This is a genomic window from Halorussus caseinilyticus (assembly GCF_029338395.1).
In the GTDB taxonomy this organism is placed as follows: domain Archaea; phylum Halobacteriota; class Halobacteria; order Halobacteriales; family Haladaptataceae; genus Halorussus; species Halorussus caseinilyticus.
Window position 1 is genome coordinate 275240 of the sequence record NZ_CP119809.1, and the last position, 22011, is coordinate 297250.

The following is a 22011-nucleotide window of genomic DNA, read 5'->3' on the forward strand; positions in this document are numbered from 1 at the left end:
GAATGCGGTCGTTTTACCAGCTTCCGGTCACGGTGTAAGACAACCGTCTTACGCGAACGTATGAACATAGCCAAAACTTAAATAATTAACGCCGGGAGTAAAACGATGTCTTACGACCGGTCGAGAACGTCGGCCGCGGGGGTTCGGCGGCCGCAACTCGGGCAGAATCCCCAGTCCGACCGTACCTCGTCGCCGCACTCACAGAAGACCCGCCGAGACGCCTTCTCGCCGCAGTTGGGGCAGTAAACGTGGTCGTCCGACAGCGACTCGCCGCACTGTCCGCAGGCGTTCTCGGTCTCGGGCGGTGGGTCGCTCGCTCCGGCGTCGGACGGCCGGTCGGACGCGGCGTCGTCAGACGGCGTGTCGGACACGGGTGCGCGTCGGTCCGCCGCTCGGTCGGACCGAACTGCGTCGCTTTCGAGCGTGACGTTGACGTTTACGTCCTGTGCGCGCTCGGTGCCACGGGTCCGTGGCTCCCGCGCGGCGAGTCGCTCGGCGACCAACTCGTCCACGCGTTCGGCGAGCATCGCGTCGAGGGTGTCGTCGCTCCGACGCTCGTCGCGTCCCGCGCTTGGGGTCCCCCGCGCTCGCCGCTCGCAGGCGCGCGGCGAGAGCGCCGCGCGCCTGCACCGCGCTCGGAAGCGTCGAGGTACGTCCGGAGGGCCTCGCGCATGATTTCGCTCTTCGAGGCGTCGCGGGCCTCGATGCGCTCGACCAGTTCCTCGTCCGCGCGGAAGGTTATCTTACTCATGTGGCAGTTCGACTTACACTATCACGGCCGCCCTATTTCAATCTTCTCCAGATGTCTGACGACGGGAGACGCGGAGCGACGAGGCGTCTCGTCGCGGTTCTCGGACGATTGCGTTCGCGCTCGGACTGTGGAATTCGGGCCGTCGCGCTCGCCGACCGGCGAACTCGCCGGTCGGCGAGCGTACGCTACCCCGGCCTTCCTCGAAAAATAGCTACACAGTTCTCAGACAATTGTAAACACATTGTAAAAATATGTGTAGATTGTTAAAGGACTGCTAGAGGAGTCCGAGCGCGCCGGTCGTCTCGACGCCGACCGGCCGCGAGCGGACGCTCGCGGCCGTGACTCGGGCTTTAGGCGGCGACGTGCCCGTTCGTGTGACTCGCTGGAAGGGGACACGGTACCGATGAATAATAACCCTTAAGTCCGGCAGGGCACCTACGTGAAACTGCGTGCCCGCCCTTAGCTCAGACTGGTAGAGCAGTCGACTGTAGATCGACTTGCCCCCCGTTCAAATCGGGGAGGGCGGACTTTTTCTGCGAAATTCCGACCGACACGATTTGAGCAGACGAGTCGCACGCCCGGAATGGCGCGGAGCGCCACATGCCCGGACCGTCTCGGCGAGTTCAAATCGGGGAGAGCGGACTACTTTTCACGGCGTAACACGAAGGAGCGAAGCGACTGAACCGCGCCGTGAGACTCGAAGTCTCGACACCAGTTCCTTTTTGTTAGTCGGCCGAACGTCTCATCTCACATGCAAGTCTCGGGAGCGAAATCGCTGGCGACGACACTGTTCGACGTTTCGGTCTTCGGGTTCTCTCTCGTCGCGGGCGCGTTTTGGCTCGCCGTCCGAGCGTCGTCGGTCGCGTGTTCGTCTCGGTTGTCGGTCGCGGTCTTGTGCGATAGCTACGGCGTCGATACCTTGTTCGTCGGAATCCACGCGGTGCTGTTAGCGATAGCCGGGTGCGTCGTCTACCGGACGGCCGGTTCGCTCTACGTCTCCGGCGTCACTCTCACGTTTGGTCTGCTGGGAAGTTTCATCAGTTCGTTCGTCCTGACCACGACGCTCGGGGAGTTCCGGCCACCGACGACCGTCCTCTCGTTCGCAGATACAGTCGCCATTACGGCAGTGGCGTATCTCACCTACGTGATTCTGATAGTGGTGGCGATGGCGAAATCCCGCCCCCGAGTGCGTATAACGCGGTGAAACCTCGGCATCTGGAAACGGAACCCGTTCGCCGGATTCGGCGCACCGACCCGGAGCTATTTACCGAACCTGTTCGTAGCGTGTCGTATGGACTACCGGCAGAACGTCGGCGGTATCGACCGCATCGTCCGCGGCGTACTGGGAATCTGGCTCGTCGCCGTCGCCATCAGCGCACTGCTCGACGAGAAGCGCGTGACGGCGGCGACGGCGGCCATCGCGGGGGCCGGACTGCTCCGCAACGCCCAGAGCCAGCACTGCGGTGGCAACGCGCTGTTGGGAATCGACACGACTTCGGACGACTCGCCGGAGTGAACTGACGAGACGAACCGACCGGAACTTCAGGGGTTCCGGTCCTGCACTTCGATAATCTCGGCGTTGTCAACGTACTCCTCGCCGCCGCCCTTCCGGACCTGAATCGTCTTGCCCGGCAGGTCCTCGTGGGTCTCCTCTTGGGGAACCGACACCGCCGTCACCTCCTCCAGCGTCACCGACCGCCGGAGTAGGGTCTCGCCGTCCTCGGTCACGCGCTCCCATTCGTCGGCGTCCCCGTCGAAGTCGTCAGCCATCTCACACGCCCCAAATCGCCGCGATGCCGAGCGTCGTGACCACCGTCAGGAGCAGTTGCAGGGGCGCACCAACCCGCACGTAGTCGGTGAACCGGTACCCGCCGGGACTGTAGACCATCAGGTTCGTCTGGTAGCCCATCGGCGTCATAAACGCCGTCGAAGCCGCGAACGTGACCGCGAGCGTGAACGCCAAGGCGTTCGCACCCGCCTCGCCCGCGGTGCTGACCGCGATAGGGAGGACGAGCGCCACGCTTGCGACCGGCGTGATGAGGTTCGCCAGCAGTCCGGTCAGCAGGTAGAACAGCGCGAGCGTAGCGATTACTGGCAGGAACGCCGACGCCTCGGTCACGTACGACGCGAGCAGTCGCGCGGCCCCCGTCTGGTCCATCGCCAGTCCGAGCGGAATGACGCCAGCCAGCAGGAAGACGACCTCCCAGTTCACCGCGTCGTAGGCGTCCGCGGGCCGAACGACGTTGCCGACGACCATCGCCACGACGCCACCGAGCGCCGCGATAGCGATGTGGAGCAGGTCCGCGGCGGCGGCCCCGATGACGGCGACGACGATGCCGATTGCGAGCGTGACCTCTCGGCGGTCGATTGGTTCGGGGTCGATGTCGAGACTCCCGCCGACGCGTTCGGTGACCACGCAGTCGCCGGTCTCTTCGAGGTGGTCGAGACCGCTCTGGGTCGCGTGGACCAGCAGGCCGTCGCCCTCTCCCAGCACCGTGTCGGCCACGTCTTCGACGACGAGTTCGCTCCCGCGCCGGACCGCCAACACCGTCGCGTCGAAGCGTTCGCCCAACTGCGTCTCGCCGACCGCCTGCCCGAGCAGTCCCGAGCCTTCGGAGACGATGACCGCCGCGAGTGTCCCCCTGCCTTCGCCGAGTGCGAGTTCCTCTTCGGTCACTTCGGCCCGCGGGAGTCGGCGGAGTCCGGTCTCGTCCACGAACGCTCGGACGTTCTCGTCTTCGGCCCGGACGGTCAGCACGTCGCCCGCCTCGATTTCCCGGTCGGTCCGGGACGCGACGAGCGTCTGGTCGCCGCGGACGATTTGGAGGATTTTCACGTCGCCGTTCCGGGCCTCGGCGACGGTCTGTCCCACCAGCGACGACGACGCCGGGACGTATACCCGCGCGAGTCGCCCCCGGAGACCGAACTCCTCGGTCAGGTCGTAGGGCGCGATGCGCGCGGGCAGAAGCCACTGGCCGACCGTCAGCAGATAGAGCGACCCGACGACCAACACGAGGACGCCCAGCGGCGTGAACTGGAACATCGAGAAGGGCGCGCCCGCCACCCCGAGGTCTGCCGCGACCGAACTCGCCACCAGATTCGTCGCGGTCCCGACCAACGTCAGCGTCCCGCCGAGCATCGCGGCGTACGACAGCGGAATCAGCAGTTTCGAGGGCGAGGTATGGGTCCGGTCGGCGAGGTCGGTTATCATCGGGATGAACAGCGCGACGACCGGCGTGTTGTTGACGACGCCCGCGAGCGGTCCCGTGATGCCCACCGTCGCGGTCAGGAGTCGCCCGCGGTCCCCGCCAGTGAACCGGGCGACCGCGACCTCCAGTCGCTTGACCGCGCCGGTCTCCTCGACGCCCGCGCTCAGGATGTACATCGCCAGAATCGTCACGGTCGCGGGACTGGCGAACCCAGAGATGGCTTCTTCCGCCGAGATGTGCGTGAACTCCTGAAGGACGACCAACGAGACGAGAACCGCCAGCGCCGTCGTGTCGGTCGGAATCGCCTCGGTGACGAACAGCGCCACCGCGACGACGACGATGGCGAAGACGACGAGTACGTCCGCAGTCAACGCTGGCGACCCCTGAATCATCGTCCGGGGTATCGGCGAACGGGGAAGTTAGCGTTGCGGTGGCGCGAGTTCGGATTGGTCGCCGACGGTCGGCGCTTCATGCGAACCCGAAACTCTCGGTTTCAGGTCTTCCGATAACGTCCATCACGACTTCGTAGAGGTCGTGAATCTGGTGACGGGCGCGGCTACTCCGGTCGAGGTCGGCCATCCAGCGATACCGGACGATGCCGTCCTCGTCCACGAAGAAACAGGCTCGGCGCGCCCGCAGAGCGAGTCCGAACGCCCGGTAGGTCAGGCCGTAGGACTTGGCTATCGAGAGGTCGCGGTCCGAACAGAACGGGAAGGTCACGTCTAGGTAGTCCACGAACTCCTGATTGGTCCGCGGTCTGGCGCGGTTGACGCCGACGACTCGAAGTCGGTCGTCGGCCGAGAACCAGTCGTACTTGCCGAGGGCGTGGCGCTCGGCGAACGTCTCCAACTCGAAGTCGGTGGGTTGGAACACCAGCAGGACCGCGCCGTCCGACAGGAGCGACGACAGAGACACCTCCGACACCGACCCGTCAGGTGCCGCTAACGGCGCGGTGAACGCCGGGGCCTGCGAACCGACCGTCGGACCGCCCGAATCTTCCATCGTTTCCTCTTTCAACCGGAACGGGTTTAAATTTTCGCCATATCCGCCCTATCCGACTAGTTTATGACCGGGGACCGACAACGCGGTTCCCATGACGCCGCTGTTCGCCGACACGCTGGTCGTCGTGGCGTTGGTCGGCTTCTACGGGGGACTCGCGCGGGACCTCGGCGCGACTACCGAGTTTCTGGACCGGCGACTCGGGGTGGGACTCTCGCTGGGGGCCTACGTCGCGGGAGGTATCGGGACACTGTTAGCGCTGGCGACGATGGCAGTCGAAATTTCGCGGGTCGAGTCGGGTGTCGTCGTCGCGGCGGCGACGGCGGTCGGACTAGGCGCGTCGTTCGCGGTCGTGTTCGGCCTGTTCTTCCGGTTCGGCATCGCGGTGTACGCCATCCTGCTCCGGATGGGGCTGAACCTCTCGGGAAGCTGAGGCGGGCGTGACCGCGACGGGTTGCCCCCACGTCAATATTTAACCGCACGGGTTTCGTGGGTCGGAGCATGCCGACGCGCGTACCCGACGCCGAGTTTCAGGACCGACTCGACGCCGCTCGCGGCCGACTCGCCGAGACCGGAGCGGACGCCGGAGTCTGGTTCGGCGCGACCAGCATCGAGTACCTGACCGGCTTCGACCACGTTCAGACCGAGCGACCGGTCGTCCTCGCGGTGACCGACGACCGGGTGGCGGTGACGGTGCCCCGCCTCGAAGTCGAGCGAGTCGAACCGAACCCGCGAATCGACGCGGTTCACCACTACTTCGACTACCCCGGCGGGAAACCGCTCGAAGCCGCGGCGGAGATGCTCTCGGACCTCGGCGTCGAATCGGTCGCCGCCGACGCCGACGGCGCGCCCGGCGTGATGGGTTACGAGGGGCCGAAACTCTCGGCGTTCGTGGACGTAGAGACCCAGAACTGGGTCCAACGGATGCGGTGGGCCAAGTCCGACGCGGAAGTCGAGTTGATTCGGGAGTCAGCGCGGTGGGGCAACCTCGCCCACCGCTACCTCGCGGACTTCACCGAAGTCGGCGAACACCCCGCGACGGTGAGCCAGCGCGCCTCGCTGGAGGCGTCGCGGGCGATGCTCGACGCGCTGGGCGACCAGTACGTCCCGCGGACCCGCGGCGACGGCCCGGCCCACGCCGGATTCATCACCGGCGAGCAGACCGCCCTGCCCCACGGCCACACCGCCAACCGGCGCTTGCAGGAGGGCGACGTGTTGGTGACGGGCGCGAGCGCCGAGGTGGACGGCTACCACTCCGAGTTAGAGCGGACGATGTTCCTCGGCGAACCCACCGACGAGCAGGCCCACTACTTCGAACTCATGCTGGAGGCCCAGACCATCGCCATCGACGCGCTCGGGCCGGGCGTCGAGGTGTCTTACGTGGACGAGCAGGTGTGGGACTTCTTCGAAGAGCAGGGCGTGGCGGACCTCGCACAGCACCACGTCGGCCACAACATCGGACTGGGGATACACGAACCGCCGTACATCGACCGCGGGTGGACCGACCACTGCGAGGACCGCCCCGGCCGGGACGACGCGGACGCCGAGATGGAACCCGGCCACGTCTACACCATCGAACCGGGAATCTACACCGACGAGTACGGCTATCGACACTCCGACACGATTGCGATTACCGAGGACGGCGTGGACTGGTTGACCTACTTCCCGCGGGACTTGGAGTCGAACGTCATCAGCGTGGAGTAGTCGGTCCGCGCGGAGTAGTCGGTCGCTGGCGGTGCGGTCGCGGTCCGGCGTAGAACAATCTATAAATTTCTAAAACAAAGAATTTTATGTCTTAAGAAAACACAAAAATCCTCCCTAAGAACGAAGACTCACATCCGACCGATTCAAGTCCACTTGCACTAACACCGACGTAGTGGCAGTCTCGTTCGACCTCTTCGGAACGCTCGTCACGGCCGACAGGCCCGACGACCCCGCCAGCGCCGTCGCCGCGGAACTCCGCGAGCGCGGGGTGGCGGTCCCCGACGACTGGGACCGGGCCTACCGCGAGGTCCACGTCGACGCGCCCGAGGGCGCGGAGGTGCCGCTGATGGCCCACGTCAGCGCCGCCCTCGCCAGTCGCGGCGTCGATGCGCCCGGCAACGCCGCGCGCCGGGCCGTCGTCGCGGCGTTCGACCCCGATGTCGAAACCCGCGAGGGCGCGGTCGAAGCCATCGAGTCTGCCAGCGACCGCGGACCGGTCGCAGTTCTCTCGAACTGCGCGGTCCCGCAACTCGCCCGCAAAGCCCTGATTCGGTCGGCCCTCGACCGCGAGGCGTTCGACGCCGTCGTCACCAGCGTCGCCTGCGGGTGGCGCAAGCCCGACGCGCGGGCGTTCGAGACCTGCGCCGACCGACTCGGCGTCCCCGTCTCGGAACTCGTCCACGTCGGCGACGACCCGCGGACCGACGGCGGCGCGGCCGACGCGGGACTCACCGACGACGGCGGCACCGCGGTCCTCCTGTCGGAGGTGCCCCTCGCGGCGTTCCCCGACTGGTTGGAGGGGCGGCGATGACCTCGGCGTCCGCCCTCGCGCTCCCCATCGCGTTCGCCCTCCTGCTCGACGCCGCAGTCGCCGAACCCCCGAATCGCTTCCACCCCGTGGCGTGGTTCGGGTCGCTGGTCGCCGCCTTCGACCGGGAGTGGTCCCGGCCTCGACTCGCGGGTCTCGCCGTCGCCGCCGCGCTCCCGGTGGTCGCGGCCGGACTCGTCGTACTCGCCGTCTTCGCCGCGACTCGGCTCCACCCCGTCGCTGGCACCGTCGCCGCGGGACTCGCCGTCTTCGCTACGACGAGTGTCCGGATGCTCTCGGCGAAGGCCGCCGAGGTGGTCGCCGCGACCGAGACCGACCTGCCGACCGCCCGCGAGCGACTGCGGTGGTTGGCCGGTCGGGACGCCGCCGACCTCTCGCCGGGCGAGGTCCGGAGCGCCGCGGTCGAGAGCGCCGCCGAGAACCTCGCCGACGGCGTGGTGGCCCCACTGCTCGCGTTCGCGCTTCTCGCGCCCGTCTCGCCGTCGCTCGGGGCCGGGGCCGCGGCGTGGGTCAAAGCGGTCAACACCCTCGACTCGATGCTGGGCTACCGCGAGACGCCCCACGGCACCGCCAGCGCCCGCCTCGACGACCTCGTAATGTGGATTCCCGCTCGCGCGAGCGCGCTCCTGCTCGCGCTCGCGGCGCTCGCGCCCGGCGCGCTCCCCGACGGCGCGCGGTGGGCCGACGCCCCGCCCTCGCCGAACTCCGGGTGGCCGATGGCGACGCTGGCGGCGGTCGTGGACGCCAGACTGGAAAAGCCCGGCGTCTACGTCCTGAACTCCGACGCCGCGCTCCCCTCGGTCGAGTCCTCGCGCGAGGGCGTCCGGGTCGTCTCGGCCGCGGGCGTGCTGGCGTTCGTCCTCGCGGGCGCTCTCGCCGTCCTGTTGACCCAGTTTCTCGCCTCCGGCGAGAGTGTCTCGCTCGCCACCTTCGCGGGCGTCGGCGCGATGACCGCGCCGACGCCCGCCCGGGAGGTGGTGGCGTGGTCCTGACCGCGGTCCGCGGCGCGCTGGGCTTTCTCACCCGGATTCCGACCGGCCGGACCGACGAGGCGTGGACCGCCTTCCGCGAGACCCCGGCGGCGTTCCCGCTGGCCGGGTGGGTCGTGGGTGCGCTGGCCGCGCTTCCGCTCGCGGCACCGGCCGTCGTACCGGCCGCGCCGGTTCCGGTCCCGACGGTCGCGTTCGGCTACCTGCTCGCGGTCTACGCCGTCACCGGCGTCAACCACGCCGACGGGGTGGCCGACCTCGGTGACGCCGCGGTGGTCCACGGCGACCCCGAGAGACGCCGGGCCGTGCTGAAAGACACCGAGGTCGGCGTCGGCGCGGTGCTGGCGCTCGGTCTCGCGCTCGCCGGTCTCGCGCTCGGCGCGCTCTCGCTGGCCCGACTCCCGCCGGTCGCGCCCTCGTCGGCGGCGGTCGGCGTCCCGACTGCGGTCGGGGTCGCCCTCGCCGCCGAAGTCGGCGCGAAGGTCGGGATGGCCGCGCTCGCTTGCCTCGGGACGCCCGCGTTCGAGGGACTGGGGTCCGCGTTCACCGACAACTCGCCGACTTCGCTGGTCGCGCCGGGCCTCGTCGCGGTCCCCGTCGCTCTGCTCGGCGTCCCCGCCCTCGCCGCCCTCGCCGGAGGGGTCGCCGTCGCGCTCGCGCTCCTGTCGTGGTCCCGGTCGGCTCTCGGCGGCGTCAACGGCGACGTGTTCGGCGCGGCCAACGAACTCGCCCGACTCGCTGGTCTCCACGCGGGGGTGGTCGCGTGGACGCTATCGTGATGTGCGGCGGCCGGGGCACCCGCCTCGACAGCGAGACCGAGAAACCCCTCTTCGAGGTCGGCGGCCGACCGATGCTCGCGCGCGTCGCCGACGCCCTCGCCGGAAGTCGAGCCGAGACCGCTCACGCTGTCGTCTCGCCCCACGCGCCCGAGACCCGCGAATTCGCCGCCGAGCGCGCCGACCTCGCCCCCGTCGAGACGCCCGGCGAGGGCTACGTCGAGGACCTGCGGGCCGCCCTGCGAGCGGTCGAACCGCCGGTTCTCACGGTCGCCGCGGACCTGCCCCTCCTCGACGCGGACGCCGTGAACGCGGTCCTCGACGCCTACGACGAGGCTCGCCGCGGGGTCCCCGAACCACCCTCGAAGACGGTCTGCGTCCCGGCCGCGCTCAAGCGTGAACTCGGCGCGAGCATCGACACCGCCTTCGAGCGCGACGGTCGGGAAGTGGCCCCCGCGGGCGTCAATATCGTCGCCCAGACGGATACGGAAACCATGTACGAGACCTACGACGCACGACTGGCAGTGAACGTGAATCGACTCCCGGACGCCGACCTCGCGGAGGCGTTGCTGTGAGACTCGTCGTCTTCGCCGGGACGACCCGGACCGCCGAAATCGACGGCCTGAGCGCCGCGGGTGCCGACCCGGAGGCGATGGTCCACACCCCGAGCGCCGACGCCGAGATTCTCGAATACGGCGCACCGGTCCGCGCGCCCGTCGTCCCGGTCAGTCCCACGGGGTGTCCGACTCCGGCGGTCGTGACTCGCGCGGTCCGCGAACTCGCCGACTTCGAGACGACCGTGGTGGACGCCGGACTCGCCGAACCCACCGCCGCGCCGACCGTCACGGTCGGCGCGCGCCCCGGCGAGGACGTGCGCGAGGAGGACCCCGTGCCGACCGCGCCCGGTGCCTTCGCCGCCGCCCGGCAGTTCGGCCGCCGACTCCCCGACGACGAGGTGGTCGTCGCCGAGACGATTCCCGGCGGGACCACGACCGCACTCGGCGTCCTGACCGCACTCGGCGAAGAGCGCGGCGTCTCGTCGTCGCTCCCCGACAACCCAATCGAGCGAAAGCGCGAGGTGGTCGCCGACGCCCTCGACGCCAGCGGACTCGACCCCGGCGACGCGGCGGGCGACCCCCGACTCGCGCTCCGGAAGGTCGGCGACCCCGTGCTGGCGAGCGCCGCGGGGTTCGTCGCCGGGGCCGCCCGGTCGGGCACCCGCGTCACGCTCGCTGGCGGGACCCAACTCGTGGCTGTCGCGGCGCTGGCGCGCCACGCGGGACTCGACTCGGCGCTCTCGCTCGCCACGACTCGGTTCGTCGCCGACGACCCGGCCGTGGACCTCCGGAGCGCGGGCGCGGACTTCGACCTCGACGTGACCGTCACCGACCCCGGATTCGACGGGACCGACCACCCCGCGACGGCCCGGTACGCCGCCGGAGAAGCCAAGGAGGGCGTCGGCATGGGCGGCGCGTTGGCGCTGGCCGACCGCGAGGGCGTCCCGATGGCTCGGGTCCGCGAGGAGGTTCGGTCGGTGTACGACGAACTGGTGGAGGGAGAGGATGGACCCGGATAGCGTCCGCGGGGCCGAGCGGGTGCCCCACGGCGGGCGCGACGACCCCGACCTGTTGGAGTTCAGCGCGAACACCAACCCCCGGACGCCGCCGGGAACCCGCGAGGTCTACGCCGAGTCGTTCGACCCCTCTCGGTCGTATCCCGACGACGACTACCCCGCGTTCCGGCGGGCCGCGGCCGACTTCGCGGACTGCGACCCGGAGGCGGTCGTTCCGACTGCCGGGGGTCTGGCGGCGCTCCGCCTCGCGTTCGCCGTCGGCGTCTCGCCCGGCGACTCCGTGCTGGTCCCGTACCCGAGTTTCGGCGAGTACGCCCGCGAGGTGCGCTTGCAGGGCGGCGACCCCGCGTTCGTGCCCCACGACGAACTCCTCGACGCCGACCCCGCGGGCCACGCCGCGGCGGTCGTCTGCAACCCCAACAACCCGACCGGGGACGCCTACGACGCCGACGCCCTCCGGGAGTTCGCGGCCCGGTGTCGGGACGCCGGGACGCTTCTGGTCGCCGACGAGGCCTTCCTCGGGTTCACCGACCGACCGTCGCTGGCCGGGCGCTCGGGGGTCGTGGTCGCTCGCTCGCTGACCAAACTCTTCGGCCTGCCGGGTCTCCGGGCCGGGTTCGCGGCGGCGACCGGCGAACTCGGCGCGGACCTCGCTACCGCCCGGCGCGCGTGGAGTCTCGGAACGCCCGCGGCCCGCGTCGGTGCCCACTGCCTGTGCCAGTCGGCGTTCGTCGCCGAGACCCGCCAGCGCGTCCGCCGGGAACGAAACCGGATGGCCGACGCCCTCCGCGGGGAGTTCGGCGTCCATCCCTCGGATGCGCCCTTCCTCCTGCTGGACGTTGGCGAGCGCGACCCCGCAGAAATCGTCGCGTCGGCCCGCGAGCAGGGGGTCGCGCTCCGGGACGCCACCACTTTCCGGGGGTTGGATTCGCACGTCAGGGTCGCGGTCCGGACTCCCGACGAGAACGACCGTCTGCTGGAGGTGCTGGCAGGTGGTTGAGTTCGAGACCACCGTCCGCGAGGGCGTCCTCAGGGTGCGCCGCGAGGGAGCGCGGTGGCTCTCGACCGGGTGGGGAGGGGGTGAGCGCCGGGGCGACGCCGCCTACAACGTCTCGGTGCCCGAGGGGTTCGACCGGACCGACCTCGACGCCTACCTCGCCGAGCGCCGCCAGCGGGCCGGATTCGGCGAATCCGGCCCGTGTCTGCTCACGGGCGTCGAACTCCGCCACGCTCGCGGCGCGCGGTGCGGACCGGTCTCGGCGATTGGGACCGCTGGCGTCTCGAACCCGGCCGCGCTCCCGATGGTCGCCGCGAGCGAGTCCGCCGACGCGTCGGCGGACTCGGGCGCTGGCGGCGAGCGCGCGGAATCGGCGTCCGACGCCGATTCCGCGCCCGAAATCGGCACCGTCAACGTCCTCGTCGGCACCCACCGGGCGCTGGCCGACGGCGCGCTGGCGAACCTGCTGGCGGTCGCAGTCGAGACCAAGACCGCGACTCTGCTCGCCGAGACCGGGTTTCCGGGCACCACGTCCGACGCCGTGGTCGCGGCGTGCGACCCGGCGGGCGAGGAAGTCGCCTTCACGGGGTCCGCGACCGAAGTCGGGGCCTGCGCCCGGGCTTGCGTCCGCGAGGCGGTGCGAGCGGCCCTCGACTCCCGGTACGGGGACCGGACCGACGATACGATTCCCGCGTCGGTCGCCGACGCCGACCACGGCGTCGTGACCGACCGGCGCGCAGTAGTGTTTAAACCATGACTAACGATACAGAATCCAGCTCCGGCGGCATCGACCCATCGACCCCCGACGAGTTCGGTCTCGTGCAGGCGTGGTGGGGCGACGGGAAGGGCAAGACCACCGCGGCGCTCGGCATGGGCTTTCGGGCCGCGGGTCACGGCTACCGCGTCCACCTGCTCCAGTTCATGAAGGGCGGCGCGAACAGCGTCGAGGACGCTCGCGGGGAGTACGCCGCCATCGACGCCCTTCCGACGTTCACCTACGAGACCACCGGCGAGTACGGGTGGCACGGCTTCGCGGACGGGAGCGACGACGACCAACACGCCGCCCGCGCGAAGGCGGCGCTGGCCCGCGCCCGCGACGCCGCCGACGAGGGCTACCACATGCTGATTTTGGACGAAGTGCTGTACGCCGCCAACCGGGGTCTCGTCGAACCCGAGGCGGTCCGGGAGTTCGTCGCGTCGAAACCCGACGGTCTCGAACTCGTCCTGACCGGCGGCCACCGGCGTCCCGAGTACGTCGCGGACCTCGCGGACCTCGTGACCCACGTCGAGAAGGAACGCCACCCCATCGAGGACGGGCAGGGCGCGCGGAAGGGCACCGAGTACTGAAAATCTGCCTCTCGGAAATGTAAAACTTGCTCTAAGAAATGTTTCTCTATCTTTAGCGATTGTATAATTTTCTCGCGCTCGGTCGCCGCCGCTCGCCGTCGAACGGCACCGTTGACTGTCCGACGCGCCAAGCGCCGGGTATGGTCCGCTCGAACCGCCCGGCGCGACGCTGGCGCGTCGCGCTTCTCGCTCTCGCCGCTCTCGCAGTGACGCTCGTCGCACGCCGTCTCCGGCGCGCGGTCGCTCGCGCCCGAGACGTACCGCTGAGTCCGCTCACCGCCGGATGGCGCGTCGGTGCGGACTACCCGGAGCGCCGCGGCATCGTCGCCGACGGCGAAGTCGCGGGGGAGATGGACGACGTGGCCGACTACGCCAGTCCCACCTTCGACCCTACGGCGCTCGCGCCCGCAGTCCGGGACTTCTACGAACGCACTGCCGACTACGGACTCGCCTACCGCGTCCGGTGGCACCCCCGTTCCGCCTCGGCGCGGCCCTCGCCAGCGGCGTCACCAGTCGAATCGAGCAGTTGAACCTCCCCGGACCGGGCGAGTCTGGCGTCCGGGACCTCGACAGTCGATTCGCGCGCGTGGACCCGGACGCCGACCCACGGCCGGGCGCTCGGGCGTGGGTCCGGACGCGCGCGGACCGCGAGGCGCGGGGCGGTGACGCCGCCTCGCGCCTCGAACCGGCGGACCGGACGGCCGTCTTCGTGGCGGTCTACGCCCACCACGAGCGGGATTCCGGCGACTCCGAGCGCGACCGAGCGACCCGGTACGTCAACGTCGCGGTCCCTCTGCCGTGGTCGAACCTGAGTACGGTCCTCAGGCCGGAGAACCGCGGCGACGGTCTCGAACTCACGACGCTCGACGCCGCGGGCGACGAGGGACTGTATCTGGCGACTCCGCTGGGGTCGGTTGCGCTCCCACTGGACCAGCGGTTTCGGGTTCGGCCCGCCGACGAACGGGACGCGGGGAGTTCGGCGCGCGCGCCGAACTCCCCGAGGGCATCGTCGCCACTCACGAGATGTGGGTGTTCGGCCGTCGGTTTCTCACGATACGCTACGCGGGTCGCCCCGAGGAGACGTGAGAGCGCGCGGTGACGAAAAGAGCGACCGACACGGCGGGTGGAGGGCCGATGCGGTCGAACGGGGAGAAAGCGGAACTTCGGACCTTACCTGATGTGGTGAACGTGGACTGTACTTGCGAGCGTGATAGATGTGGTGAGAGTGGAACTTCGGACCTTACCGAGAGTGTGGTAGATAGGGTGGAACTTCGGACCTTACCTGATGTGGTGAGTGTTCAATCCTGATGACCCGCGGGCGTGGCCCCCGACTGGGCGTCGCCCTCGGGCATCGTGTGGACGTAGCGCGTCCAGACGACCAGCAGACTCGGCAGGACGAAGATGCTCACGACGAACGAGAGCGTCAGCGCGAGGACGACGAGTTTCCCGAAGCTCTGGAGCGCCGGGGACGACGCCAGCAGGAGCGCGCTGAACGCGCCGGTCGAAGTGAGCGTGCTACCGAGGAGCGCGCCGCCGGTGCCGGTGACGGCCTCGCGGAGCGCCAAGTAGGAGTCACCGGTGCGTTCGAGTTCCTCGGCGAATCGGTCGGTGATGTGGATGTTGTAGTCGATACCGAGACCGATGACGAGGCTCATCAACAGCGACGTGAACAGCGTCAGGGGAACGTCGAGGAGATACATGCCACCGACCACGAGCGCGGTGACGAGGACGATGGGAATCACCGTGACTGCGCCGAGCGTGGCGCTTCCCTGCGTGAGTCGGTAGACGAGCATCAGCATGACGAACACCGCGATGAGCGCGACGATGAGCGTGGTCAGGATGTTCTCGGCCGTCTGCTCGGACTCGGCCGCACTCACCGTCGCGCGTCCGACTGCCGTCGCGGTGAGCGTCTCGTCGTCTCCGACGGTATCGGCGACGGCTCGCATCTGTTCGGTCTGGGTCTCGTAACTCGCGCTCGGTTCGATGGGGACGACGAGTCGGACCGACCGGAACTCGCCGTCGGTGCGCTCGACGACCTGCGCGGCCTTCTCGGGGGCCGCGTCGTAGAGCGCCGTGTACACCTGTTCGAGGTTCTGGTCGGGCACGCCGTTACCGTCGGTGTCGGCCTCCCGGAACACGCTGGCGAACTCCTCGTCTTCGGCCGCCACGGACTCCATGACCGAGACGGGACCGACGAACGGAACCGTCCCGGACTGCTCGAAGACGATGCCGCTCTCGGCGGCGCGTTCGCGGCCGTCGGCGAGTCGTTCGAGCGTCTTCGGGTCCGTCACGTCGCCTTCCACGAGGACCTGTGACTTGCGCCGGTCGCTCTGGTCGGCCGACCGGTAGCGTTCGTTGACGAACTGGCTGTGTTGGTTGAACTCGGTAACGTCCCACGCGAGGGGTTCGGGGAGATTCTGTTTCCACTCGGCGATGTCGCCGTCGTCGCGCTGAATCGACTGGCGGTCCAAGTCGTTCCACATGACGCCGCCAGCGGTACCGGCCACGAGTGCGGCGACGATGACGACCGGCGCGGCCTTCCGCGCGAGGTCGGCACCGCTTCCGAGAATCGGTTCGAGCAGTCGGGTCTTCCCGAGGGGTTGCTTGCGTCGGTCGAAGCCGAACCCTTCGAGGAAGCCGTCGATGCTCACCTTCATGGCCGGAACGATGGTCACGAAGATGACGAACGCCGAGATGACGCCGAGAGTGATGCCGATAGAGAGGTCGCGGATGACGCCGAAGTCGCTCGTGACGTTCGACATGAACCCGACCCCGGTAGTGATAGTGACGAGACCGATTGCGACCGCCACCGACGACAGCGCCCGGTTCATCGGCCCGCGGATGTCGTCGCCCTCCTTGCGTTCCTCGCGGTAGCGCATGAACACGTGGAGACCGTAGTCAACGCTGAGTCCGACGATGAGGACCGGACCGATGACGAGCGTCATCCCGGCCGGAACCTGTAGCCAGCCGAGGATGCCGAACATCCAGACGACCGACAGCAGGACGCCGATGAGTCCGACCACCACGTCGACGATGTCGCGGTAGGAGAACACGAGAACCGCGAGGATGGCCGCGAGCGCGGCCGGAAGGACCAACTCGAACGTGTCCTGTTGGGTCTGTCGGAGCGAGTCAGACTGGGCGTGTGCGCCGAGGGTGAAGTACCCGGTCGTGTCCTTCGCGCGGTCGTACAGCGCGTGGGTCTCGGTTCGTCCCTCCAGACTACTGCCGTCGGCCTCCGTCTCGAACTGGAAGACCATCCGGCGACTCGTCGCGCTCGCGGTGCCCGGTTCGTAGTCCTTGGGCATCAGTTGGCGCGCCGCCGCGCCCGAGAGCGCCTTCTTGACGGACTGCTCGACCTCGGAGTCGCTCGCCGATTCGAGCGCCGAGAGTTGCTCGTCGAGAGTCGCGTCCGGGCTTCCGGCCAACTGCTTGGCGACGAGGTTCGAGACACCGACGACGCCGCCCTTCTCGGGGAGCGCCGCGGCGACCGTCTCGTTCTCTCGGACCGCCTGCTGGTACCGGAGCGATTCGAGCAACGACTCCTTCGAGAGGACGTTGCCGCCGTCGTCCCTGACGTAGACGGCCGCTGGCGTCCCCGCCGAGTCGTTCTGGTCGCCGTAGTGGTTCTGGATGTAGTTCTGTTTCTGTGCGACTTCGGTGTCGCCGGTACTCGCGTCGGCCGCGCTTCCGACTTGAAGGTTCGTCACGCCAGCGCCCACGCCCGCCGTCAGCAGGAGCATCACGACGACGACGAGGCGGTTGTGGTCCGTGACGAACTGAGCCATCTTCGAGAACAGTTCTCTCATCTCGAAGCGCCCCCGTTAGTGCCGGTAATCGGGCCGTCTGGCCCGGCGAGCGGGCCTGATTTCCGCACTGTGCCGTCGCGTATCGAATCGACGAAGCGATGCTTTGGTTGGTTCATCTCGCTCTATTCGAACCGTCGAACCCTTACTCCATATAAGGGGAAGCGTAGTTGTGAACGACGCAACTGTGGGAAAGATTTATATGTTATCTCGTATTCACGACGCGCTCGCACGGAACAAACAGTAGTTCTCCGACGGTGAGACTTTTAACACGTCGGGCGCAACTCCGGAGTAATGGTCGAGGCGTTCGCGGTAGCCAGCGGGAAAGGCGGAACCGGCAAGACCACGACGACGGTTGCGCTGGGCATGGCGCTGGCCGACGAGTACGACGTGACGATAGTGGACGCCGACACGGGAATGGCGAACCTGCTGTTCCACACCGGCCTGACCGACGCCGACGCGACCCTCCACGACCTGCTGGTCGCGGACGCCGACGCCGAAGTCGCCGACGCGGTGTACGACCGGTTCGGCATGTCGGTGGTTCCCTGCGGAACGAGTCTCGCCGCGTTTGAGGACGCCGACCCAGACAGACTCCGAGAGGTGGTCGCCGAACTCGCCGCGGACACCGACGTTCTCCTGTTGGACTCGCCCGCGGCGCTCGGGTCCAAGAGCGCCGTCCTTCCCATCGTCCTCGCCGACCGCGTGGTCGTCGTCCTCCAACCGACGGTTCCGGCGCTCAGCGACGGCCTGAAGGTCCAAGAGTACGCCCACTCCTACGGCACCGACACCGCAGGCGTCCTGTTCAACAAGGTCCACGACCCGACGGGCGCGGCGGGCGTCACCGAGAAGGCCGAACGCTACTTCGACGGGCCGACGCTGGCGACGGTGCCCGACTCCGACGCCGCCCGAGACGCCCGGCGCGCGGGCGAACCCTTGCTCGCCCACGACCCCGACAGCGACGCCGCCCGCGCGTACCGCGAGGCCGCGGCGAACCTCGACGTTCGGGCGGGCGAGTCTGGCGAGGTGGCCGACCGCTTCCGGAGCGCCGTCGTCCCCGACTCGCCATGACGCCCGCCGAACCCACCGACCCGGCCCTGCCCGACGGAACTCTGCTTCGCTCCCGAGTGGAGTCGGACCCGGCCGACCCCCTCGAAACCGCGCTTGACCGCGCGCTGACGGGGTACGCCGTCTTCGAACCGCAGGGGTCGCTCTTGCTCGGCGGCGACGACGCCCGCGCGGGCGTCGTCGCCTTCGAAGAGGGCGTGCCCCGGTTCGCGTACCACACCGGAACCGGCCGCGGCGGACCGGCGGCGCTGGCGGACCTCGCCGCGCCGGGACCCTACGACGTGGAACTCCGGGACCTCTCGGCCGACGAGTTCGCCGAGTACGACCGACCCGACCTGCGGGTCCCGCCCGGACTGGTCGCCGACCGACTCGCGGGCGACCCGGCCCTCGCCGAGCGAACCCGCGAGGCGGCACCGCCCGAGTGGACCGAGGACGCCGCCGACGGCGACGAGGGGTCGCTGGACGCGGTGGAGGCGTTCTTGGACGACGAGGAGAAAATCGACGCGATTCGGGACCGTGCCCGCGAGGAGGCCAGAGAGCGCGCCAGCCGGTGGGGACTCGACGGGGAATTAGAATAATTGATGTGTGGGCCGTCTCGTTTTCCTACTGTCATGGCAGACCAAGTATCCAGCACGCAAGGGATGACACAACATAGAGAGATTGGGACCATCGGGTACATCGTCGGAACCGGCGCGTCGGTGCTGTTGCTTCCCGTACTCCCGTTCCTGATTGCGCTGTACCTCTTCCAGCGAGCGACCGGCGGGCGCGGCGAACCGGGTTCGAACTGACGCTTCGAGACTGGCGGATTTCCGACACTATTCCGGGTCGGAACGACCCTCCGTGGGCCGATTACTTTTGAAGAGAAAGAATTATCAATTTAGTGTTTGTTTTCCCGATAAATGGTATTCGAGCTTACCGATTCGGGGGGCAAGATTTTCGCCGCCCTCTCCGTCGTGTTACTCGGGTTCTCTGTGGTCGGCGCGCCGGTCGGAGTCGCCGACGTTGCAACTGCGGGGAACACCGGAAACACGGGTGGGACAGTCTCGAACGACGACTGGCCGACGTTCCGACACGGTCCCACGCGGTCGGGATACAGTCAGAACGCTTTGCCGCCCGTCGAGAACGTCACGGAAGCGTGGGCGTTTCAGGGAGACGACAGGGCGACTTCCACGCCCGCCGTGGTCGGCGACACGGTGTACTTCGCCGGGAGCGAGGAGAATCAAGTGTACGCGATACGCGCCTCGGACGGAACCGTCCGGTGGACCTTCGTTCTCGACTACTCCGTCGCCGACATCGCGGTTGACGACGGGACGGTCTACTTCGTGGAGGGCGGCCAAGACGACCTCCTCTACGCGGTGAACGCGACCACCGGCGAGAAGGAGTGGGACGCGACCCTCGCTTACGACACGGCCGTCGCACCCACCGTTGCGAACGGGACGGTCTACGTCGGCACGACGGACACGTACAGTTCCAGTACGACGTATGCCTTCGACGCCGAGACGGGGACCGAACGATGGACGTATCAGGAGTCGGCGAACCTCGAAACCGCACTCGCGTTCGCGGACGGGACCGTCTACGCTGGGTACAAAGACGGCTATCTCCGGGCGATAGACGCCGAGAACGGTACGCTCGACTGGAGCGAACGTCTCCCCGGCGGTGCGCTCACGGCACCCTCCGTCGTCGGTGACAGGATATACGTCAGCTCGAACAACCAGTCTGCGTCCGAAGGAAGTGTGTACGCCGTGGACGTGGCCGGGAACAGTGGCACCGTCGAGTGGAACTACACCGCGAGTCTCGACGCACTCGGCTCGCCGGTCGTAGTGGACGGGACGGCGGTCTTCCCGATTTCCGGCCCGACGACCACAGAGGGTATCGTTCGACTTCGCGCCAGCGACGGGAGCCACCTCAGGACGACGTGGACGACGCGGGACCTCTCGACCGCCGCCGTCGCCGGAGGCGACACCGTGGTCGTCGGAACTAACCGCGGTCCGTTGGCGGTAGACACCGCCGGGAACGTCCGCTGGTTCCGCAACCTCAGCGTCGGCAGTGACCGCCCCTACATGTACGACCCGCCGTCGGTCGGCGACGGGGCCGTCTACGCCGGACTCGGGCACAACGACGATTCGCTCGTCAAACTCACGGGCAACGTCGTCGGCACGCCGAACCTCACCCTCGTCAACTACACCGTCTCGGACACGAACGTCACCGTCGGCGAGACGATAGTCGTGAACGCGACTGTCCGGAACACGGGCGAGGCCGGTGGGAACCTCTCGGTCGAACTCCACCGGGACGGAACGCTGTCCTCCGAGAAACTCGTTTGGGCTAGCGCACACTCGGTGACGACCTCGCCGCTCTCCACGTCGTTCTCGTCGTCCGGAAATCACTCGCTGGCAGTCGGGTCGCTCGCTTCGACCGACGTGACGGTCCGCGACGAGACGCCGCCGACCGCACCCGACGCGGTGTCCGTCCCCGAGTGGGTCAACGACACCGCTCCCGTGTCGTGGTCTGGCGTGACCGACAACGGCATCATCGACCACTACGAGATGCAGGTTGACGACGGTCCGTGGCAGTCGGTCGGAAACGACGCGGAGACCATCAACCTCACCAACGGGACTCACGAGATTTCGGTCCGGGCGGTCGATACCGGCGGTAACGTCGGCCCGGCGACCAACGCGACGACGCACGCCGACACGATTCCGCCGTCCGCGCCGAACGTCTCGGTCCCGGAGGGGTGGACCGACGGCGACGTGACGGTCTCGTGGAGCAACGTCACCGACGGCGAGAGCGGACTCGACTCCTACGAGTTCCGCGCCGACGGCCAAGCGTGGTCCTACCCCACGATACAGACGAGCGGTGAGTTCGATTTCAACACGAGTGGAAACCACACCGTCTCGGTCCGCGGCATCGACGCGGTTGACAACCGAGGACCGGCGACGAACGAGACGGTCCGCGTGGACGCGATGGGTCCGAACCTCACCATCGAATCGCGGTCCGTGAACTACACCGACAAACCGGTCGTCTTCGTCAACGTCACCGACGTTCGGTCCGGCGTCGTGCCCTCGGACGTGAACGTCACCGTAGACAACCAGAACGTCACGAACTACTCGGTCGTCGGCGACAGCGTGGTCTACCGGAAGAACGTCAGTCACGGTCTCCACACGGTGAAAGTCACTTCGACTGACGGCGTGGGGAACACGGCGTGGTCGCTCTACACGGTTGCGACCGGCGGCGACGGGTCGGGCGGAAACAGCGGCGGCGGTGGCGGAGGCGGCGGCGGGAGCGTCCCGCCGCCGCCGGTGCTGGTCGAAGTCGTCGAGCAGACCGACGATTCCCTCCGTGCCGAAGTCACCGGCGTCCGCGCAGACGCCGCCGCCGACGTGTCGCTGTCGGGTCTCGGGAACGAGCGCGTGGCCTTCCAGAAGGTGAGCGTCACGCCCGGAACCGACGACGCAGGGCCTCGGTTCTCTATCGAAGCGACGAGCGTAGACGACTCGGGCGTGGCCCCACTCCCCGCCGACGAGACGCTCGGAGTCCTGCGGGTCGAACCGACGAACGTCGAGAGCGACCAGTTCACCCGGTCGAAAGTCCGGTTCCGAGTCCCGACCGGCGGCGTCTCGCCCGAGGAAGTCACGGCGTACCGCTACCGCGACGGCGAGTGGCAGGCGCTCGAAACCGAGTTCGTCGGCGAGCGCGAGGGGGCCTACGCCTTCCGCGCGAAGTCGGATGGGGTCTCGCTGTTCGGCGTCGGCGTGACCGAAGTCGCCGGGACTTCGACCACCGAACCGACGACGACTCGGACGACGCGGGCGACCACGACGGTCTCGTCCGGCGACGCGACTGCGACGACGCGGGCCACGACCGACGACGGGTCGGGGTCGGTCCCCGGATTCGGCCCGGTCGTCGCGCTGGTCGCACTCGCAATCACGTTCGCGGCCGCGAGTCGCCGCACGTAGCGCGCTCGCGGGCAGA

The 22011-nt window shown here is 68.5% G+C and carries 22 protein-coding genes, 1 tRNA gene and 1 pseudogene; 19 read left to right on the forward strand and 5 right to left on the reverse strand.

What is annotated here, in order from left to right; translation table 11 throughout:
- Window positions 1-110: 110 nt before the first annotated feature.
- Window positions 111-751: pseudogene (locus P2T60_RS01460) on the reverse strand (double zinc ribbon domain-containing protein).
- A gap of 453 nt (window positions 752-1204) precedes the next feature.
- Here P2T60_RS01460 and P2T60_RS01465 point away from each other — a divergent pair.
- The 3 genes from P2T60_RS01465 to P2T60_RS01475 all read left to right on the forward strand — a co-directional run bounded on the left by P2T60_RS01465 (window position 1205) and on the right by P2T60_RS01475 (window position 2267).
- A tRNA-Tyr gene (locus P2T60_RS01465) sits at window positions 1205-1278 on the forward strand.
- Window positions 1279-1502: 224 nt separating this feature from the next.
- Complete coding sequence (locus P2T60_RS01470; protein ID WP_276280783.1) at window positions 1503-1955, forward strand: hypothetical protein; 453 nt, start codon at window positions 1503-1505, stop codon at window positions 1953-1955.
- 87 nt (window positions 1956-2042) lie between these two features.
- Window positions 2043-2267, forward strand: a complete 225-nt coding sequence (locus P2T60_RS01475) for a YgaP family membrane protein (protein WP_276280784.1) — start codon at window positions 2043-2045, stop codon at window positions 2265-2267.
- 26 nt (window positions 2268-2293) lie between these two features.
- Here the strand turns inward: P2T60_RS01475 and P2T60_RS01480 are convergent, their stop codons facing one another.
- From P2T60_RS01480 to P2T60_RS01490, 3 genes are all read right to left on the reverse strand, one after another.
- Window positions 2294-2521 (reverse strand): hypothetical protein, encoded by a 228-nt coding sequence (locus tag P2T60_RS01480; protein WP_276280785.1) that lies wholly within the window; start codon window positions 2519-2521, stop codon window positions 2294-2296.
- A gap of 1 nt (window position 2522) precedes the next feature.
- The gene (locus P2T60_RS01485; RefSeq protein WP_276280786.1) at window positions 2523-4352 is read right to left on the reverse strand and encodes an SLC13 family permease; all 1830 of its coding nucleotides are present in this window, start codon (window positions 4350-4352) and stop codon (window positions 2523-2525) included.
- Window positions 4353-4428: 76 nt separating this feature from the next.
- Window positions 4429-4962 carry a redoxin domain-containing protein gene (locus P2T60_RS01490; RefSeq protein WP_276280787.1) on the reverse strand — a complete coding sequence of 178 codons (534 nt, stop codon included), beginning with the start codon at window positions 4960-4962 and terminating at the stop codon, window positions 4429-4431.
- Between the two features lie 91 nt (window positions 4963-5053).
- Here P2T60_RS01490 and P2T60_RS01495 point away from each other — a divergent pair, with 91 nt between their 5' ends.
- The 12 genes from P2T60_RS01495 (at window position 5054) to P2T60_RS01550 (ending at window position 14273) form a co-directional block, all read left to right on the forward strand.
- Window positions 5054-5392, forward strand: coding sequence for a hypothetical protein (locus P2T60_RS01495; RefSeq protein ID WP_276280788.1), 339 nt, complete (start codon window positions 5054-5056; stop codon window positions 5390-5392).
- 68 nt (window positions 5393-5460) lie between these two features.
- Window positions 5461-6663 (forward strand): M24 family metallopeptidase, encoded by a 1203-nt coding sequence (locus P2T60_RS01500; RefSeq protein ID WP_276280789.1) that lies wholly within the window; start codon window positions 5461-5463, stop codon window positions 6661-6663.
- A gap of 172 nt (window positions 6664-6835) precedes the next feature.
- The gene (locus P2T60_RS01505; protein WP_276280790.1) at window positions 6836-7474 is read left to right on the forward strand and encodes an HAD family hydrolase; all 639 of its coding nucleotides are present in this window, start codon (window positions 6836-6838) and stop codon (window positions 7472-7474) included.
- On the forward strand, window positions 7471-8484 hold the full coding sequence (gene cbiB, locus P2T60_RS01510) for an adenosylcobinamide-phosphate synthase CbiB (protein WP_276280791.1): 1014 nt from the start codon (window positions 7471-7473) through the stop codon (window positions 8482-8484). The genes P2T60_RS01505 and cbiB overlap by 4 nt, the downstream gene beginning before the upstream one ends.
- Window positions 8475-9260: an adenosylcobinamide-GDP ribazoletransferase gene (gene cobS, locus P2T60_RS01515; RefSeq protein ID WP_276280792.1), complete on the forward strand. Its 786-nt coding sequence runs from the start codon at window positions 8475-8477 to the stop codon at window positions 9258-9260. The genes cbiB and cobS overlap by 10 nt, the downstream gene beginning before the upstream one ends.
- Complete coding sequence (locus P2T60_RS01520; RefSeq protein WP_276282237.1) at window positions 9260-9832, forward strand: NTP transferase domain-containing protein; 573 nt, start codon at window positions 9260-9262, stop codon at window positions 9830-9832. The genes cobS and P2T60_RS01520 overlap by 1 nt, the downstream gene beginning before the upstream one ends.
- The gene (locus P2T60_RS01525) at window positions 9829-10833 is read left to right on the forward strand and encodes a nicotinate-nucleotide--dimethylbenzimidazole phosphoribosyltransferase (RefSeq protein WP_276280793.1); all 1005 of its coding nucleotides are present in this window, start codon (window positions 9829-9831) and stop codon (window positions 10831-10833) included. Before P2T60_RS01520 ends, P2T60_RS01525 begins: the two co-directional genes overlap by 4 nt.
- Window positions 10820-11830, forward strand: coding sequence for an aminotransferase class I/II-fold pyridoxal phosphate-dependent enzyme (locus P2T60_RS01530; RefSeq protein WP_276280794.1), 1011 nt, complete (start codon window positions 10820-10822; stop codon window positions 11828-11830). Before P2T60_RS01525 ends, P2T60_RS01530 begins: the two co-directional genes overlap by 14 nt.
- Window positions 11823-12584, forward strand: coding sequence for an adenosylcobinamide amidohydrolase (locus P2T60_RS01535; RefSeq protein ID WP_276280795.1), 762 nt, complete (start codon window positions 11823-11825; stop codon window positions 12582-12584). Before P2T60_RS01530 ends, P2T60_RS01535 begins: the two co-directional genes overlap by 8 nt.
- Window positions 12581-13174, forward strand: coding sequence for a cob(I)yrinic acid a,c-diamide adenosyltransferase (locus tag P2T60_RS01540; protein WP_276280796.1), 594 nt, complete (start codon window positions 12581-12583; stop codon window positions 13172-13174). The genes P2T60_RS01535 and P2T60_RS01540 overlap by 4 nt, the downstream gene beginning before the upstream one ends.
- 140 nt (window positions 13175-13314) lie before the next feature.
- The gene (locus P2T60_RS01545; RefSeq protein ID WP_276280797.1) at window positions 13315-13704 is read left to right on the forward strand and encodes a hypothetical protein; all 390 of its coding nucleotides are present in this window, start codon (window positions 13315-13317) and stop codon (window positions 13702-13704) included.
- Window positions 13638-14273 carry a hypothetical protein gene (locus P2T60_RS01550; RefSeq protein WP_276280798.1) on the forward strand — a complete coding sequence of 212 codons (636 nt, stop codon included), beginning with the start codon at window positions 13638-13640 and terminating at the stop codon, window positions 14271-14273. The genes P2T60_RS01545 and P2T60_RS01550 overlap by 67 nt, the downstream gene beginning before the upstream one ends.
- Window positions 14274-14472: 199 nt before the next feature.
- Here P2T60_RS01550 and P2T60_RS01555 read toward each other — a convergent pair whose 3' ends face one another.
- On the reverse strand, window positions 14473-16980 hold the full coding sequence (locus P2T60_RS01555) for an efflux RND transporter permease subunit (RefSeq protein WP_276280799.1): 2508 nt from the start codon (window positions 16978-16980) through the stop codon (window positions 14473-14475).
- A 291-nt stretch (window positions 16981-17271) separates the two neighbouring features.
- On the opposite strand from P2T60_RS01555, the gene P2T60_RS01560 reads away from it, so the two are divergent.
- The 4 genes from P2T60_RS01560 to P2T60_RS01575 all read left to right on the forward strand — a co-directional run bounded on the left by P2T60_RS01560 (window position 17272) and on the right by P2T60_RS01575 (window position 21995).
- On the forward strand, window positions 17272-18045 hold the full coding sequence (locus tag P2T60_RS01560) for a nucleotide-binding protein (protein WP_276280800.1): 774 nt from the start codon (window positions 17272-17274) through the stop codon (window positions 18043-18045).
- Window positions 18042-18620: a DUF8054 family protein gene (locus tag P2T60_RS01565; RefSeq protein WP_276280801.1), complete on the forward strand. Its 579-nt coding sequence runs from the start codon at window positions 18042-18044 to the stop codon at window positions 18618-18620. The genes P2T60_RS01560 and P2T60_RS01565 overlap by 4 nt, the downstream gene beginning before the upstream one ends.
- Window positions 18621-18653: 33 nt before the next feature.
- A complete protein-coding gene (locus P2T60_RS01570; RefSeq protein ID WP_276280802.1) occupies window positions 18654-18830 on the forward strand; it encodes a DUF7535 family protein in 177 nt (58 codons plus the stop codon).
- Window positions 18831-18941: 111 nt separating this feature from the next.
- Complete coding sequence (locus tag P2T60_RS01575) at window positions 18942-21995, forward strand: outer membrane protein assembly factor BamB family protein (RefSeq protein ID WP_276280803.1); 3054 nt, start codon at window positions 18942-18944, stop codon at window positions 21993-21995.
- Window positions 21996-22011: the final 16 nt, after the last annotated feature.

Coding starts and splice junctions, on each gene's coding strand:
- P2T60_RS01520 (WP_276282237.1), top strand. CDS start 9,260: ATGTGCGGCGGCCGGGGCACCCGCCTCGACAGCGAGACCGAGAAACCC.
- P2T60_RS01545 (WP_276280797.1), top strand. CDS start 13,315: ATGGTCCGCTCGAACCGCCCGGCGCGACGCTGGCGCGTCGCGCTTCTC.
- cbiB (WP_276280791.1), top strand. CDS start 7,471: ATGACCTCGGCGTCCGCCCTCGCGCTCCCCATCGCGTTCGCCCTCCTG.
- P2T60_RS01490 (WP_276280787.1), bottom strand. CDS start 4,962: ATGGAAGATTCGGGCGGTCCGACGGTCGGTTCGCAGGCCCCGGCGTTC.
- P2T60_RS01540 (WP_276280796.1), top strand. CDS start 12,581: ATGACTAACGATACAGAATCCAGCTCCGGCGGCATCGACCCATCGACC.
- P2T60_RS01480 (WP_276280785.1), bottom strand. CDS start 2,521: ATGGCTGACGACTTCGACGGGGACGCCGACGAATGGGAGCGCGTGACC.
- P2T60_RS01565 (WP_276280801.1), top strand. CDS start 18,042: ATGACGCCCGCCGAACCCACCGACCCGGCCCTGCCCGACGGAACTCTG.
- P2T60_RS01555 (WP_276280799.1), bottom strand. CDS start 16,980: ATGAGAGAACTGTTCTCGAAGATGGCTCAGTTCGTCACGGACCACAAC.
- P2T60_RS01470 (WP_276280783.1), top strand. CDS start 1,503: ATGCAAGTCTCGGGAGCGAAATCGCTGGCGACGACACTGTTCGACGTT.
- P2T60_RS01530 (WP_276280794.1), top strand. CDS start 10,820: ATGGACCCGGATAGCGTCCGCGGGGCCGAGCGGGTGCCCCACGGCGGG.
- P2T60_RS01495 (WP_276280788.1), top strand. CDS start 5,054: ATGACGCCGCTGTTCGCCGACACGCTGGTCGTCGTGGCGTTGGTCGGC.
- P2T60_RS01575 (WP_276280803.1), top strand. CDS start 18,942: ATGGTATTCGAGCTTACCGATTCGGGGGGCAAGATTTTCGCCGCCCTC.
- P2T60_RS01485 (WP_276280786.1), bottom strand. CDS start 4,352: ATGATTCAGGGGTCGCCAGCGTTGACTGCGGACGTACTCGTCGTCTTC.
- P2T60_RS01500 (WP_276280789.1), top strand. CDS start 5,461: ATGCCGACGCGCGTACCCGACGCCGAGTTTCAGGACCGACTCGACGCC.
- P2T60_RS01475 (WP_276280784.1), top strand. CDS start 2,043: ATGGACTACCGGCAGAACGTCGGCGGTATCGACCGCATCGTCCGCGGC.
- P2T60_RS01570 (WP_276280802.1), top strand. CDS start 18,654: ATGGCAGACCAAGTATCCAGCACGCAAGGGATGACACAACATAGAGAG.
- P2T60_RS01560 (WP_276280800.1), top strand. CDS start 17,272: ATGGTCGAGGCGTTCGCGGTAGCCAGCGGGAAAGGCGGAACCGGCAAG.